Genomic DNA, 13,872 nt, shown 5'->3' on the forward strand with positions numbered 1-13,872 from the left:
CGGCCTCAGCGGTTGGCGTCGGAGTGGGTCATGGCGGTGTAGAACAGCCAGGACACCAACAGGATGATCAGGAAATACACCAGCGAGAAAGCCGCCGCCGGGCCCAGGTCGAATTGGCCTACAGCCATCTGGGTCAGCGTCTGACTCAGGAACGTGGTGGCGTTACCCGGCCCGCCGCCGGTGAGGACGAACGGCTCGGTGTAGATCATAAAACTGTCCATAAAGCGCAACATCACCGCGATCAGCAGCACGCTTTTCATCTTCGGCAACTGGATATGTCGGAACACCGCCCAGGGCGATGCGCGATCAATCCGCGCGGCCTGGTAGTACACATCCGGAATCGCCCGCAGCCCTGAGTAGCAGAGCAGCGCCACCAGCGACGTCCAGTGCCATACGTCCATCACCAGCACCGTCACCCAGGCGTCCATGGTGTTGGCGGCGTAGTTGTAGCTGATGCCCAAGGCGTTGAGGCTATACCCCAGCAAACCGATATCGGCACGGCCGAAAATCTGCCAGATCGTGCCCACCACGTTCCACGGGATCAGCAGCGGAATGGCGAGGATGATCAGCACCAGCGACGACCAGCGCCCCTTGGTCGGCATGGTCAGGGCGATGGCGATGCCCAGCGGGATTTCGATCAGCAGCACGCAGGCCGAGTAGATGAACTGGCGCAGCAGCGAGTCATGCAAACGTGGGTCGAGCAACACCTGCTTGTACCAATCGGCACCGACAAAGTAGCGGCTGGACTGGTCGAAGATGTCCTGCACCGAGTAGTTGACCACGGTCATCATCGGGATCACCGCACTGAACGCCACCAGCAGGAACACCGGCAACACCAGCCACCAGGCCTTGTTGTTCTGCACCTTGTTCATGGCTGCACCTCCAGCAGGTAATCGTCGGCGTACACCATCAGCCACTGCGCAGGAAAGCTGATGGAGGCCTGGCCTTCGGGCACCGGTTTGTCTTCGGCCAGGCGCACCTTGAGCATGGCGCCATCCAGGTTGAGGGTAATGATCTTGTAGGTGCCGAGGTCTTCCAGGTGTGTGACATCGGCCTGCAGCGCGTCAGGGTTGTGCTCGTCCCACACGTGGATGAATTCCGGGCGGATGCCCACCTGCAATTTCTTGTAATCGGTGTTGGCAATGCGTTGCTGCAGGGCCTCGGACAACGGCAGATGGGTGCCGGCAAAGCGCACCCCGCCCGCCTCGGCCAGCACCTCGATCAGGTTCATCCCGGGGCTGCCGATGAAATAGCCGACAAAGGTGTGGCTCGGCCGTTCGAACAGGTCACGGGGCGTGCCAAATTGCACGATCTGCCCGCCGTACATCACCGCGATCTTGTCGGCGAAGGTCGAGGCCTCCAACTGGTCGTGGGTGACGTAGACCATGGTGATGTTGAACTGCTCGTGGATCTGCTTGAGCTTGCGCCGCAGCTTCCACTTGAGGTGCGGGTCGATCACCGTCAGCGGTTCATCGAACAGGATTGCCGACACGTCGTCACGCACCAGGCCACGGCCCATGGAGACTTTCTGTTTTTCGTCGGCGGTGAGGTTGCGGGCCTTTTTGCTCAGCAGGTTTTGCAGGTCGAGGACTTCGGCAATTTCCTGCACCTTACTGTGAATCTTCGCCTCGGCCATGCCCTGGTTGCGCAGCGGAAACGCTAGGTTGTCGAACACCGTCATGGTGTCGTACACCACCGGGAACTGGAACACCTGGGCGATGTTGCGTTTTTCCGGGGTGAGGTCGTTGACCACTTTGGTGTCGAACAACACCTGGCCTTCGGACGGGCTGAGCAGGCCGGAGATGATATTGAGCAAGGTCGACTTGCCGCAGCCCGACGGCCCGAGCAAGGCGTAGGCCCCGCCCTGCTCCCACACGTGGTTCATTTCCCGGATGGCGTAGTCCTCAGGGCCGCTCGGCGTAGGGCTGTAGCTATGCGCCAGGTTCTGCAAATGGATCTCGGCCATCAGGCAACCCTCGCGACACGGCGTCCGGGGGCTTGGACCAAACGGCCCTGACCATCGAACACAAACAGTTTATGGGTGGGGATGTACACGCGGATCGGCGCATCGACGTCGTATTCGTGCACCCCCGGCAGGTGCAGCACCAGCAGGAAATGCTCGCTGCGCACGTGCAGGAAGGTTTCCGAACCGCTGATCTCCGCGACTTCCACGGTGACCGCCAGCTCCAGGTCGTCATCGTTGCTCGGCACCAGGCTGATATGGCTGGGGCGTACGCCGAAACGGAACTCGCCTTCACCAATGGGACGCAGGTCGACGTTCAGCGGGAAGTGCACGAAATTGGCGAAGCTCACTTCATTGCCACTGATGCGCCCCGGCATCAGGTTGATCGGCGGCTCGGAAAACAGCTCGGCGGCCAGCACCGTCTGCGGCTGGTGATACACCTCGGCGGCCTTGCCGCTCTGGATCACCCGGCCTTCGTGCAGGATGGTGGTGGTGCCGCCCAGGGCCAGGGCTTCGTTGGGCTCAGTGGTGGCGTAAATGGCAATGGTGTGGCGCGCGGCGAACAGCTCGCGCATTTCCTGACGCAGTTCTTCGCGCAGTTTGTAGTCCAGGTTCACCAGCGGCTCATCGAACAGGATCAACTCGGCGTCCTTGACCAGCGCGCGGGCCATGGCCGTGCGTTGCTGCTGGCCGCCGGAGAGTTCCAGCGGGTGGCGCTGAAGGAATTTTTCGATGCGCAGCATTTTTGCGGTTTCCAGCACCTTGCTCTGGATCACCTCGTGGGACACACCGGCCTGGCGCAACGGCGAAGCGATGTTCTCGAACACCGTCATGGTCGGGTAGTTGATGAACTGCTGGTACACCATCGACACGTTGCGCAGGCGCACCGGTTTTTGCGTGACATCCACGCCGTTCATCAGGATGCGACCGCTGTTGGGCTTGTCCAGGCCGGCCATCAGGCGCATCAGGCTGGTCTTGCCGGACAGGGTGCGACCGAGCAGGACGTTGAAGGAACCGGCTTCGAAACGCAGGGTGGCGTCGTCGATCCAGGTCTGGCCTTCGACAACGCGGGAGACATTTTCCAGGGTCAATGACATGACACGACCTTTTTTATTATTGGAATGAATCTGGCAATCAGCTAGAGCGAGTTTCGTGCCAGAACCGTCAGGTGCTTGATCCACAAGGAAATGGCAAGAATTCGATGTTCAGGAGTGAACAGAAATGAACAACCCTGGCTGAACAACTGAACACTCAGGGGGTTGACAATGAACAGTACTGAACAACACTAATTAGGCCCCCGCGCCTGCGGGGCCCCATAAAAACAATAAAAAGCAGAAGGTCGCCCATGGCCGAACCCTTGGCTCACGACACCCTTATCCAGGAATCCTGGCGCCGTTGCCGCGCCTTCGGCCTGGACCACCAGAGCACGCCCAGCTTCGACCAACTCCCCGCCGAGGGCATCAGCCAATTGCTGGAAAGCCAGCACTCGCTGGTGCAGACCACCCATCAGGAAGTGCTGCCCTACTACGAGAACATCCTCAGCAATTCCAATTGCCTGATCATGCTGGCCGACAACCAGGGCCAGGTGCTGACCAGCTGGGGCACCCAGCGTTTTATCGAGCCCAAGCTGGCGCGCGGTTTCAACCCTGGCGCCAGTTGGATGGAGCGCTCCAGCGGCACCAATGCCATCGGCACCGCGCTGGCGTGTGCCCAGGCCGTGCATATCGAGCACGATGAACACTTCCTCAAGGCCAACCGTTTCATGACCGGCTCGGCGGCGCCGATCTTCGACGCCCAGCGCGAGATCATCGCGGTGCTGGATGTGTCCAGCGACAGCTACCTGCCGCCCTCCCACACCCTGGGCATGGTCAAGATGATGAGCCAGACCGTGGAAAACCGGTTGATCCTCAACCTGTTTCGCGGTGAGCACTTCCAACTGACCTTCAACACCGGCCTGAGCAACCTCGACAGCCAGTGGGCCGGCCTGTTGATTTTTGATGAGAGCGGCCAGGTGCTGTCGGCCAACCGGCGTGCCGACAACCTGCTGGGCATCAGCTTGTCGCGGGTGATGATCGACAGTTTGTTCAAGGTGTCATTGCTGGAGCTGTTGAACCAGCCAGAAGGGCTGCCCTTCTCTCTGCAAGCCGCGGGACGCAACCGTTTCCAGTGCTTGCTGAGACGCCCCAAACAGACATCGGTGCAGGCACGGGTGTTCACCGAACCGACGCCACCGAAGCCCGCGCCGATTGGCCTCAAGACCTTGCACTTCGGCGACGTGCGCGTGGAAAAAGCCGTGCGCCAGGCCGAACGTTTACTGGAGAAGGACATTCCGCTGCTGATCCACGGCGAGACCGGCGTGGGTAAGGAAGTGTTCGTCAAAGCCCTGCACCAGGCCAGTTCGCGCAGCCAGAAGGCATTTATCGCGGTGAACTGTGCGGCGATTCCGGCTGAGCTTGTGGAATCGGAACTGTTCGGCTACGAAAAAGGCGCCTTTACCGGCGCCAATCAGAAAGGCAGCATCGGCCTGATCCGCAAGGCCGACAAGGGCACGCTGTTTCTCGATGAAATCGGCGATATGCCCCTGCCGACCCAGGCGCGTCTGCTGCGGGTGCTACAGGAACGTTGCGTGCAGCCGGTGGGCAGCAGCGAGTTGTTCCCGGTGGATTTGCGCATCATCTCGGCCACCAACCGCGCATTGCGGGACTTGGTACAGGCCGGGCGTTTCCGTGAGGACCTGTACTACCGCATCGGCGGCTTGACCCTGGAACTGCCGCCGTTGCGCGAGCGCACCGACAAGCAGGCACTGTTCCAGCAACTGTGGCAGCAACACCGCGAGCCGACTCAATGGGCGGGCCTGAGCGCCGAAGTGCTGGCGCTGTTTGAGCAGCATCCGTGGCCGGGGAACCTGCGTCAGGTGAGCAGCGTGTTGCAGGTGGCGCTGGCCATGGCTGAAGAACAGCCGATCCGCGCGGAACATCTGCCGGATGATTTTTTTGTGGACTTGAAGGTGGAGCCGCCACTGCCCGCCAGTGAATACCTGGATGACAGCATCGACCTGAACCAGCGCTTGAAGGCGGCCGGCGGCAACATCTCCCACCTGGCGCGGGAGCTGGGGGTGAGCCGCAACACCTTGTACAAGCGCCTGCGCCAGCACGAAAGCTAGCGCGGCTTGACCACCACCAGCAGGTCGGTGAAGTACTCCACCTGGATCGGCAAGTTGTCCGCCAGTGACGACAGCGCCGCCGCCGTGTCATCCAGCTTGAACACGCCGGACACCCGCAGGTTTTGCAGGGCCTGGGGATCGAAGCGCAGCATGCCGTGGCGGTAGCTGGCGAGGGTTTGCAGCACCTCGCCCAGGGGTTGGTCGTTGACCTTGAGCAGGCCACGGGTCCAGGCGTCCGGGTCGCTGTTGCCGATGGATTGCGGCGGCTGGGCGCGACCGTGATCGAGGACCGAACGCTGGCCGGCGGTGACCTTCACACCGTCACTGGCATCACCCTGGACCGCGACGGTGGATTCAATCACCGTGACCACCGTGGTGCCGTCTGCCGCACGCTTGACCAGATAACGGGTGCCCAATGCCGTAGCCGTCCCTTGGTCGGTACGTACCACGAAGGGCCGTTGCGCATCCTTGGCCACGTCCACCCAAAGCTCGCCTTGCAGCAGTTCGATGACCCGTTGATGGCCGTCGAACTTCACGTCCACCGCCGAATTGCTGTTGAGCTGCAACTGGCTGCCGTCTTCGAGGGCGATCTGGCGGCGCTCGCCAACGCCAGTGCGTTGGTCGGCCATCCAGACCGGCAGATGTTGCAGGCCCAGCCAGCCGCACAAGACTACGCCAAGCAAACCCACCACCTGCGCACCGCGCGGACGTCGTGGGGCGAATGCGCGGTTCAGGGCCATGCGTGCGGGTTTGGCCGGCAGCGTATCGAGGCTGCCCCAGAGTGCGCCCATGCGTTCGATGGCCACGGCGTGACGCGGGTCGGCCGACCGCCAGGTGTTGAACGCCTGGCGGTCGGCTTCGGTGACGTTTTCGTCGTGCAGGCGGGTCAGCCACTGCGCCGCTTGCTGGATGATCTGTTCGGAACTCATGCCAGCGGGTCTGCCGGGTGCAGGCTGTGGTAGCAGTGCACCAAGGCGCTGGAGATGTAGTTTTTGACGGTGCTGGAGGACACGTCCAGGCGCGTGGCGATTTCGCTGTAGGTCAGCCCATCGAGGCGGCTCAACAGAAACGCTTCGCGCGCCTTGGCCGGCAACCCGGCGAGCATTTCGGCGATGCGCTCCAGGGCTTGCAGCGCCACATGAATCGCCGCCGGGTCGGGCATGCCGGCGTCTTCGCACTGGATCACCAGGGCTTCCATGTAGGCTTTTTCGATGCGACGGCGGCGGGCGCCGTCGATCAGCAACCGCCCTGCCGTGGTGGCCAGGAACGCGCGCGGCTCTTTGATCTGTTGGGGTTCGGCCAGCATCAAGACGCGAATGAACGCGTCATGGGCAAGGTCGGCAGCATGTTGGGAACACCCAAGTTTCTTGCGCAACCAGCCATGCAACCAACCGTGGTGCTCGCTGTACATCGCCGTGAGGGTCTGCTGCCGGGCGGAATCGCCCAGCGCGGCCGGAATGTCATGCATGCGCAAAAAGATCTCAAATGGGAAGAGTTACCAATTGCGCAGACAATGCCAGTAAAACGGGGTTTGGGCAAGGGCTCAGCGCCAGCTCCAGGAGACGCCGGTGTAGATGCCACGGCCATCCGCCGGGGTGGAACGCGCGACATCCAAGCCTTTATCGTCATACCCCGGCGTGACGGTATTGGCGTAACGGCGGTTGGTGAGGTTGCGCAGATCGACCCAGGCTTGCCAATCCTGCTGGGGGGCGTCGTAGCCGAAGGTGGCGCCGAGAAGGGTGTAGGACGCGGCGTAGTAGGAGTTGGCGTAGTCCACCGCCACTTTTGATGAATGCTCGGTGTTGAGGCTGGTGTAGAAACCGGTCGGATGGCTGTAACGCACTTGCGCCTGATAGTAGTGCTTGGGGATGCCCGGCAAGGTGTTGTCGCCGAAACGGTCGTCATCACGGTAATGGAAGTCGCTGAAGGTGTAGGCCTGGCGCAGGGTGAGCCGGCCGTTGCGGCCGCCCTCCCACAACGGGCTCAACAGGCTCAGTTCCACGCCCTGGTGAATCGTCGGACTGGCATTGTTTTCAGCGACGATAGCGTTGCTGGTTGACGTCTGGGCCTGGGTCTCCACGGTGAGCAATTCATGGCGCACTTCGGAGCGGTACAGCGCCAGGTCCCACTGGCCGAGCCATGCTTCACCACGGCCACCGATTTCCAGGGTGGTGGCGGTCTGGTTTTTCAGGCTCACGCCTTCGCGCTGCAGGCCGGTGGCCGCTCCACTGCCTGCGGGGAAGTATTTGTTGGAACCCCAGATCATCGACCACGCATGCGGCGGCTCGACCGAACGGCTCAGGTTGCCGTACACCTGCAGTTGCGGGGTGAAGTCATACCGCAGGCCGATGCGCGGGGCGTAGTCCCAATCGTGCTGACTAAGCGGTGCCTGGCCTTCGGGATAAGTGACCCGGGTTTCGCGACGGGTATAGATCGCCGCCAGGCCGGTGGTCAACCACAAGTCGGGGGCCAGTTCCAGGTCGTTGCCGATGTGCAGCACGGTATCGGAACCCAGGTAACTGTAGTCACGGGTCTTGGTGCCCGGCGCGTAGCCAGCGGTGTTGCCGGCCGGCGTGCGCACGTATTCCGAGGCACCGTTGTTGGGCATCGCCTGGGTGGTGCGCAGGCCGACGGTGGTTTTGCTGTCGTGGCCGAACAGCGTGTCCTGGCGGATGTAATTGAGGGTGCTGCTGATATCGGTGTAGGCGACTTTCAGGCGATTGGTGCCTTCGCGCAGGTCCATCGGGTAGTCGTGGTACGCCAGGCCGACTTCGACCCGGGCATTGTCATCCAGCTGCAAGGTGGTCTTGTTGGCGATCCAGGTGGAGCCCGGTTGCAGGCGCTTGGAATCGCGGGCGGCGTTGAGGCTGTTGGCCGCGCGTGGGTCGTGGCTGATCTGGCTGCGCGTGAGTTTGCCAGGGGTGTCGTTGGTGGTTTCGCGGTAGCGGAAGTAGAAGCGGGTTTCCAGGTCCGGGTTGAACCGGTAGCCGAAGTTCGCGGCCACGCCCTTGCCGGTGGCGGCACTCTGCCGTTGGTAGCCGTCGGACTCGGAGTCGGTGAGGCTGATGTAGTAGTCGGCATCCCCCAGCACCTGGCCCGAGCTGATTTCGCTCTGGGCATAACCTTTGCTACCCGCTTCATAGCGCAGTTGCAGCTTGGGCGCGTCGTAGCCGGTACGCGTCACGTAGTTGACGGCGCCGCCGAGGGCCAAGGCGCCCTGGTCAAAGCCGTTGGCGCCACGCAGCACCTCGACGCGGCTTTGCCACAACGGGTCTTTCAGCTCATAAGGTGTGCCGCCGGGGCCGGTCAGCGGCAGGCCGTCGAACATTTCGTATAGGCCGGAGGCATGGGAACCGGGGCTGCGGTTCAGGCCCGAGCCACGAATCGAGAGCTTCACCCCTTCGTTGTTCGCCGCCTTGGCGTACACCCCGGCCTGGTACTTGAATACGTCTTCGTTGGTGCTCACCCGCCCCTGCTGCACGCTGTTCATGTCGATGTAATTGGTGCCGCCGGGCACGCTCTTGAGCTGCGCCTCGGCCACTTCACCGGCGCTGGCTTCGCTGCTGGTGACTTCGACCGGGGCCAATTGCAGGTCTTCGGCATGCACCAGCGAGCTTAACGTCAGGGCGGCAAACAGCAACGGAGGGTGGCGCAACAGCATCGGGCAGGTCCTTGGAATTCGGGGGGGCACGTGGTGGGAAGGCTGGGACGCCCGCCAGGTCACTCCTTATTAACGGAGCAGACCCTTCCGACAACAGGGTCGGATCGAGATTATTTGCTAAGTCCAAAATCGAATTACCACATGCAAACTCAGTATTTAAAGAAATAACCACCACGCATTACTGTGGAGTGACTGAGTCACCCACGCACCCCGAGATCGCCCCCATGCCAGTATCCGCCACCGTCATCGACTTCACTCTCCACCGTAAACGCCGCCAAGCGCGTGCAGCGGCCGAGTTGATGTGGGTGATGTACGCAGCGCGTGCCGGGCTGGCGGTGTTTACCGCTCAAGCCGCCTCGTCCAGCGATACCCGCCGGGCGTAAGGCCGATGAATTCCCTGCACGTGATTCCCGAACCACCTGAACCACTGCCCAAGCCCAGCACTGACGACGATGTGATCAGCCAGTGCGTCGCCCACAACCTGCAACGCCTGCGCAGTAAACGCCATTTGTCCCTGGATGGATTGGCGCGCGCCTGTGGCGTGAGCAGGGCGATGCTGGCGCAGATCGAATCCGGGCGTAGCGTGCCGTCGATCAAGGTGCTGTGCAAAATTGCCAAGGGTCTGAAGGTGTCGGTGGCGGCGTTTCTGGAGGACCGCGCGTTTGAGGGGGTGGAGGTGCTGCCGGCGCAACAGAGCAAGCGCCTGGTCAGTGCTGATGGTGCGTTTATCAGCCGAGCGTTGTTCCCCTACGATACGGCGCGCCAGTCAGAGTTCTACGAGATCCGCCTGCGGGCGCTGGGCGAGGAAATTTCCGAAGGCCACGGGCCCGGTATCCAGGAAAACCTGGTGGTGGCCCAAGGGGTGTTGGAGGTCAGCGTCAACGATGAGCGCTACCTCCTTTCTACCGGCGACTCGATCCTGTTCTACGCCGATCAGCCCCACCGCTACCGCAACCCGGCAGACAGCGAGGCGGTGGCCTTCCTGGTGATCACTTACCCAGAGCGCCTGGACTGAAATGCAAAACGCCCCGAATCATCGGGGCGTTTTTTAGTGCGCCGGACCTATCAGCAGGTGCAGCACATCATCGGCATGCCGTTGCAGCTCATCATCATCGGCATGGCGCAGTCGTTCATCATTTTGTTCATCAGCATGCAGCAGTTTTTCATCATGTCCATGCTCATGCCCGGCATTGGCATCATTTTGCACATCATGCTGTCACCCATCAGGGTGCATTCCATCACGCACTTCATCATCGGCATTGGCATGCCCATCATCGGCATCATGTTCATGCCGGTCATCATGGCCATGGCATCGGCCGACATGCACATCATCGACATGTTGGCGCACTGCATCATCATCGGCATGCCGCAGTTCATCATCATCGCCATCATTTCGGCGTTGGTCTTGAACTGAGCCATGTCCATGCCGGCGGCCGGCTTCATGGTGCACATCATGGCATCCGCGGCCATTTCGCATTTCAGGGTGGCCATCATCATCGGCATGCCCATCATCGGCATCATCGGCATGGCGGTGTTCATTGGCATCTGCATGGCATTCATCATCTTCGAAACTCCGTAATCGACAGGAAATGAGCAAGTTCTGGCGCCGATTCTAAAGCCGGAGAACGGCGGCGCAAGACGGCGGCAGAGCAGCAGGAATGGGTGTTCGGAGGGAAGCTTAGTTGAATAAAACAGTGACATTGGATGTGATAGCTGACATTTGGACGCTATTGCATCCAGCGCGCTTGTTAGGCGAGCCAAAACGACGTTATGGATATTCGTTCCAGGAATGTCGACCAACGTTATGGAAATAAACGATCTAACAGGACACGCTTAACGTTCAGGTCGCATCAGCATTTGCATCAATTCATCGGCTTCCGACCCTGGTGTAAGCCTGAAACCCTCCATTTCATCTGTCGCTAGAATCTCGCGCAGGGCATCGAGCAACTGCGCCTCGGTCGGCGAATCACGCAAGAGTTTGTGCGCAGGCAACAACAGTTCGGCGCAGACACCCTGAACACTCGCCGCATCGATCACGGCAAACAGGATAAAGCGCAAACGAATTTCTCTTTCAGTAGGCCAAACCGTTTTTCGCTTACCCATGGTAAAGGCCTCACATTTCAGAAAAATCCGAGGCTATTGATGACTGAGGGGTGTTTCAAGCATTGGGCGGCAAGATAGGCCGATTCCTACGTGGGAAAGGGAAACACCGCACCTTTATGCTGACGCTGCGCCGTTTATTGCACCGGCAGAAAGTTCATCAGCAACAAACTCTGCGCATAGTTCAAACCGATACGGCGGTAGCGTTCATCGAGCATCTGGGTCAGCAGGTCCAGGCGCGCGACGATCTTGCCGAACTCCACCGCAAAACTGAGGTTGCTGCCCTCCTCCGAAATCTCGTTGGAAAACAGCAGCAGAACGCCATTCGCATCCTGGCGCTTGCTCAGCAGCCAGGTGGCCTTTTCGATATTACGCGCGGCATTGCTGACGAACTGCGGGTTGATCGAATCGGTGATATAGAACTCGGTGCGTCCACCGTGCGCGGTAACGATCATGCTGCCAATGGCATAGATGAAAGCGCCGACCCGGTCGCCCTTGAAGTCCGGCCCCAAGGAATAACTCAGCGCCGCCAGGTCACGACGATCGCCCAGTGGCGGCAGGGATCGACGTTGCTCGATGGCCTGGCGAATCTCCCGCGCTGCCGTCACAGCGTCCGGGTACCCCGACTGCCGCCACTGGCTGGGATTGCGCAGATAGAGCTTGTTCATCAGCAAATACAAGCTCTGCAGGTTGTCGCGCATGCCCAGCGTCGCCATGCGATCGACACTGGTCTGGAAGAACTCATCGGGCTTGCCATTGCTGAACTGCTTGGCGATATCCCGGCCCTGTTGCTGGCTGCAACCGGCGGCACAGAGCATCAGCAAGGCTGCCAGCAGCAAGGGCTGGCGAATCCGTCGAAGGTTGAAACAAGGAAACGTGCGATCCATCGGCACCCGATCTGGCTCATCTGCCCACGCGGGGGATCGGCGGGGCTGGGACAAGGATAGAGCGGAGAAATCCAGAAAAGTGCAGTGGCCCCAGGCAGATAGTTGTAACCAGAGACCGCTGGGCCGATGAATCCGCTCAAACGTGAAGAATTTTTTCCAGGCTCTATACTGATTGCAACAGTTGCGTGTGTTGTTGGCGATCCAGGGTGGAATTTCAACCTTTGAACGGCCTGGCGCGTTTGTCTACATCGCCCACGGCATACTCACCAGCAGCTGTATATGAGGGTGACGGCAATGAAACATCCAATTCGTGCACAAATGGTTGTTCAAGTGATTTGCCTGCTTTCGGTAGCCCAGCTTTTTTGCTGAGCTGCGTTTCACGGCGTTAAAACCCAGCCGCCGTTGCGGCGGTGGAAGGTATTGCCAACGACAACCCCGCCTCTGGCCCGACAAGTGATTGCCGGGCCAGACCGTGCAGCTACAACAAGACAGTGGCCAGCATGCCCAAGGCGCCCAGGCAAAACCCGATCAATGCGCCTCGTCCGGGAAACTCCTGGAACAGCACCCAGATCACGACCGGCTCCAGCAGCAATAACGAAGTGACGGAAACCACCGTGACCACCCAGATATCACCCACCGCCCGATAACCCAGCCAATACGCCCCCAACAGACAAAGCCCCGCAAAACACATCACCACTACCGGCATGATGAAGGCTTGCCATGAGCCGTCGCCGGCCTGGGCCAGCCTGGCGGTAACGACCTCGCTGTAGATTGCACAAAACTCACCAACGATCATCAAGCCTAGAGCAGAAACTCCGAGTAATTCTTTGGACATATCAAAAACTCCTTCGTATTCAACGCACTGTTTTTCAACGCCCAGCGGGCAATGCCACTGCCGAGGGTGTCGTCGCAGAGATACGAAGCAGCCTTGAACAGGCCTGAATTGCCGAAGTGCTTTTGCATGCTCATGTCCTTATATAGGGGGTGAGTCTCGGCGCCTCCATAAGACGCTGGCTCCGATCATACGGTTGGCCGGCGGTTTTGAACACTCGGGGCACAATTGGCATGAACGGCACTAAAAATTTGCAATCCCCCTAGCCGCCTTACGTGATGATCGGGCTATGATCGGCCATCTGAACCGGACGCCCTATGCCCCATGCCCGTTGACCTGCAAGCCCTCTATCCCAAACTGATCCACTTGATGCTGGATACGGTCTTCGTCGTCGACAGCGATAACCAGATTGTATTCGTGAGTGATGCCTGCGAGGCACTGCTCGGTTACCGCGCCCAAGAGCTCACCGGCACCCTGATCACCGACTACATGCACCCTGAAGACCTGGCGCGCACGCGTGCCTCCATTGTTCGGGTCATGAATGGCCAAGCCCATGTCGACTTCCGCAATCGTTACCTGCGCAAGGACGGCAGCGTTGTGCACATCCTGTGGGCGGCCTTCTGGTCCAAGGACGTCGGTGCGCGGATCGGTGTCGCGCGCGACGTCACGGCGCTCACCCAGGCCGAGGAAGAACTACGCTTCCTTGCCCATCATGATCCGCTCACAGCCCTCACCAATCGGTCGCTGTTCAATGAGCGCCTCGACAGTGCCTTGCACACCGCAAAAATCCACAACCACACCCTGGCTTTACTGTTTCTGGACATCAATGACTTCAAGGGCATCAACGATGTCCACGGGCATGCCATGGGCGATCGCGTACTGTGCGTGATTGCCCGACGACTGGAGCGCTGCGTACGCGAAAGCGACTTGGTGGCGCGGATGGGCGGGGACGAATTCACGGTGCTGATCACGGACATCCAGTCGCAGGACGCAGTAGCCGGGAAAGTGGCGCAGATCCTGGCGGTCATGGCTGAGCCGTTGGGCGCTGAGTTTGGCGGGGTGAAGATGCCGTCCTGCAGCGTCGGCGTGGCGTATTACCCAGGGGACGGGGAGGATGCGGATACGCTGCTGAGTCATGCCGATGGGGAGATGTATCGGGTGAAAAGGTTGCGCTGTAACTGACCGACACCAAGCAAATGCCCCGACAGGTCAGGGCATTTTCAAGCCTTACGCGACTCACCAGAGCTTCTTGGACCAAGAAGCACT

At 60.4% G+C, this 13,872-nt stretch carries 15 protein-coding genes; 4 read left to right on the forward strand and 11 right to left on the reverse strand.

Features of this window, described 5'->3' with window-relative positions; translation table 11 throughout:
• Positions 1-5 precede the first annotated feature (5 nt).
• From OZ428_RS19940 to OZ428_RS19950, 3 genes are read right to left on the reverse strand one after another with little or no spacing between them, the layout of a single operon-like run.
• Entirely contained in the window at positions 6-872 is an 867-nt protein-coding gene (locus OZ428_RS19940) for a carbohydrate ABC transporter permease (RefSeq protein WP_010209674.1), read from the reverse strand.
• Positions 869-1,966 carry an ABC transporter ATP-binding protein gene (locus tag OZ428_RS19945; RefSeq protein WP_269131029.1) on the reverse strand — a complete coding sequence of 366 codons (1,098 nt, stop codon included), beginning with the start codon at positions 1,964-1,966 and terminating at the stop codon, positions 869-871. Before OZ428_RS19945 ends, OZ428_RS19940 begins: the two co-directional genes overlap by 4 nt.
• Positions 1,966-3,060: an ABC transporter ATP-binding protein gene (locus OZ428_RS19950; protein ID WP_033896779.1), complete on the reverse strand. Its 1,095-nt coding sequence runs from the start codon at positions 3,058-3,060 to the stop codon at positions 1,966-1,968. The genes OZ428_RS19945 and OZ428_RS19950 overlap by 1 nt, the downstream gene beginning before the upstream one ends.
• 248 nt (positions 3,061-3,308) lie before the next feature.
• On the opposite strand from OZ428_RS19950, the gene OZ428_RS19955 reads away from it, so the two are divergent.
• A complete protein-coding gene (locus OZ428_RS19955; protein ID WP_177077974.1) occupies positions 3,309-5,126 on the forward strand; it encodes a sigma-54-dependent Fis family transcriptional regulator in 1,818 nt (605 codons plus the stop codon).
• Here OZ428_RS19955 and OZ428_RS19960 read toward each other — a convergent pair.
• The 3 genes from OZ428_RS19960 to OZ428_RS19970 form a co-directional block, all read right to left on the reverse strand.
• On the reverse strand, positions 5,123-6,055 hold the full coding sequence (locus OZ428_RS19960; RefSeq protein ID WP_269131030.1) for a FecR family protein: 933 nt from the start codon (positions 6,053-6,055) through the stop codon (positions 5,123-5,125). The genes OZ428_RS19955 and OZ428_RS19960 overlap by 4 nt on opposite strands.
• On the reverse strand, positions 6,052-6,594 hold the full coding sequence (locus OZ428_RS19965; protein WP_269131031.1) for a sigma-70 family RNA polymerase sigma factor: 543 nt from the start codon (positions 6,592-6,594) through the stop codon (positions 6,052-6,054). The genes OZ428_RS19960 and OZ428_RS19965 overlap by 4 nt, the downstream gene beginning before the upstream one ends.
• A gap of 75 nt (positions 6,595-6,669) precedes the next feature.
• Complete coding sequence (locus tag OZ428_RS19970) at positions 6,670-8,787, reverse strand: TonB-dependent receptor family protein (RefSeq protein WP_269131032.1); 2,118 nt, start codon at positions 8,785-8,787, stop codon at positions 6,670-6,672.
• A gap of 224 nt (positions 8,788-9,011) precedes the next feature.
• Between OZ428_RS19970 and OZ428_RS19975 the strand changes: the two genes are divergently transcribed.
• Together OZ428_RS19975 and OZ428_RS19980 are read left to right on the forward strand one after the other, a co-directional pair.
• The gene (locus tag OZ428_RS19975) at positions 9,012-9,170 is read left to right on the forward strand and encodes a hypothetical protein (protein WP_269131033.1); all 159 of its coding nucleotides are present in this window, start codon (positions 9,012-9,014) and stop codon (positions 9,168-9,170) included.
• Positions 9,171-9,175: 5 nt separating this feature from the next.
• Positions 9,176-9,802, forward strand: coding sequence for a helix-turn-helix domain-containing protein (locus tag OZ428_RS19980; protein ID WP_269131034.1), 627 nt, complete (start codon positions 9,176-9,178; stop codon positions 9,800-9,802).
• A 50-nt stretch (positions 9,803-9,852) separates the two neighbouring features.
• Here OZ428_RS19980 and OZ428_RS19985 read toward each other — a convergent pair whose 3' ends face one another.
• The 5 genes from OZ428_RS19985 to OZ428_RS20005 all read right to left on the reverse strand — a co-directional run bounded on the left by OZ428_RS19985 (position 9,853) and on the right by OZ428_RS20005 (position 12,737).
• The gene (locus OZ428_RS19985; protein WP_269131035.1) at positions 9,853-10,350 is read right to left on the reverse strand and encodes a hypothetical protein; all 498 of its coding nucleotides are present in this window, start codon (positions 10,348-10,350) and stop codon (positions 9,853-9,855) included.
• Positions 10,351-10,620: 270 nt separating this feature from the next.
• A complete protein-coding gene (locus OZ428_RS19990) occupies positions 10,621-10,890 on the reverse strand; it encodes a hypothetical protein (protein WP_038843675.1) in 270 nt (89 codons plus the stop codon).
• Positions 10,891-11,024: 134 nt separating this feature from the next.
• Positions 11,025-11,774 (reverse strand): hypothetical protein, encoded by a 750-nt coding sequence (locus OZ428_RS19995; RefSeq protein WP_269131036.1) that lies wholly within the window; start codon positions 11,772-11,774, stop codon positions 11,025-11,027.
• Between the two features lie 478 nt (positions 11,775-12,252).
• Complete coding sequence (locus tag OZ428_RS20000) at positions 12,253-12,570, reverse strand: hypothetical protein (RefSeq protein ID WP_269134206.1); 318 nt, start codon at positions 12,568-12,570, stop codon at positions 12,253-12,255.
• 5 nt (positions 12,571-12,575) lie between these two features.
• Positions 12,576-12,737 (reverse strand): hypothetical protein, encoded by a 162-nt coding sequence (locus OZ428_RS20005; protein WP_269131037.1) that lies wholly within the window; start codon positions 12,735-12,737, stop codon positions 12,576-12,578.
• A 193-nt stretch (positions 12,738-12,930) separates the two neighbouring features.
• On the opposite strand from OZ428_RS20005, the gene OZ428_RS20010 reads away from it, so the two are divergent.
• Positions 12,931-13,788 (forward strand): GGDEF domain-containing protein, encoded by an 858-nt coding sequence (locus OZ428_RS20010; protein ID WP_269131038.1) that lies wholly within the window; start codon positions 12,931-12,933, stop codon positions 13,786-13,788.
• Positions 13,789-13,872: the final 84 nt, after the last annotated feature.

It is taken from the genome of Pseudomonas sp. GXZC, assembly GCF_026967615.1.
Classification (GTDB): Bacteria; Pseudomonadota; Gammaproteobacteria; order Pseudomonadales; family Pseudomonadaceae; genus Aquipseudomonas; species Aquipseudomonas azotoformans_A.

What these genes read in the sequence shown, in the direction of transcription:
- OZ428_RS19980 (WP_269131034.1), top strand. Translation starts at nt 9,176, where the DNA reads ATGAATTCCCTGCACGTGATTCCCGAACCACCTGAACCACTGCCCAAG.
- OZ428_RS20005 (WP_269131037.1), bottom strand. Translation starts at nt 12,737, where the DNA reads ATGCAAAAGCACTTCGGCAATTCAGGCCTGTTCAAGGCTGCTTCGTAT.
- OZ428_RS19975 (WP_269131033.1), top strand. Translation starts at nt 9,012, where the DNA reads ATGCCAGTATCCGCCACCGTCATCGACTTCACTCTCCACCGTAAACGC.
- OZ428_RS19995 (WP_269131036.1), bottom strand. Translation starts at nt 11,774, where the DNA reads ATGGATCGCACGTTTCCTTGTTTCAACCTTCGACGGATTCGCCAGCCC.
- OZ428_RS20010 (WP_269131038.1), top strand. Translation starts at nt 12,931, where the DNA reads ATGCCCGTTGACCTGCAAGCCCTCTATCCCAAACTGATCCACTTGATG.
- OZ428_RS19965 (WP_269131031.1), bottom strand. Translation starts at nt 6,594, where the DNA reads ATGCATGACATTCCGGCCGCGCTGGGCGATTCCGCCCGGCAGCAGACC.
- OZ428_RS19985 (WP_269131035.1), bottom strand. Translation starts at nt 10,350, where the DNA reads ATGATGAATGCCATGCAGATGCCAATGAACACCGCCATGCCGATGATG.
- OZ428_RS19950 (WP_033896779.1), bottom strand. Translation starts at nt 3,060, where the DNA reads ATGTCATTGACCCTGGAAAATGTCTCCCGCGTTGTCGAAGGCCAGACC.
- OZ428_RS19970 (WP_269131032.1), bottom strand. Translation starts at nt 8,787, where the DNA reads ATGCTGTTGCGCCACCCTCCGTTGCTGTTTGCCGCCCTGACGTTAAGC.
- OZ428_RS19945 (WP_269131029.1), bottom strand. Translation starts at nt 1,966, where the DNA reads ATGGCCGAGATCCATTTGCAGAACCTGGCGCATAGCTACAGCCCTACG.
- OZ428_RS20000 (WP_269134206.1), bottom strand. Translation starts at nt 12,570, where the DNA reads ATGATCGTTGGTGAGTTTTGTGCAATCTACAGCGAGGTCGTTACCGCC.
- OZ428_RS19990 (WP_038843675.1), bottom strand. Translation starts at nt 10,890, where the DNA reads ATGGGTAAGCGAAAAACGGTTTGGCCTACTGAAAGAGAAATTCGTTTG.
- OZ428_RS19955 (WP_177077974.1), top strand. Translation starts at nt 3,309, where the DNA reads ATGGCCGAACCCTTGGCTCACGACACCCTTATCCAGGAATCCTGGCGC.
- OZ428_RS19940 (WP_010209674.1), bottom strand. Translation starts at nt 872, where the DNA reads ATGAACAAGGTGCAGAACAACAAGGCCTGGTGGCTGGTGTTGCCGGTG.
- OZ428_RS19960 (WP_269131030.1), bottom strand. Translation starts at nt 6,055, where the DNA reads ATGAGTTCCGAACAGATCATCCAGCAAGCGGCGCAGTGGCTGACCCGC.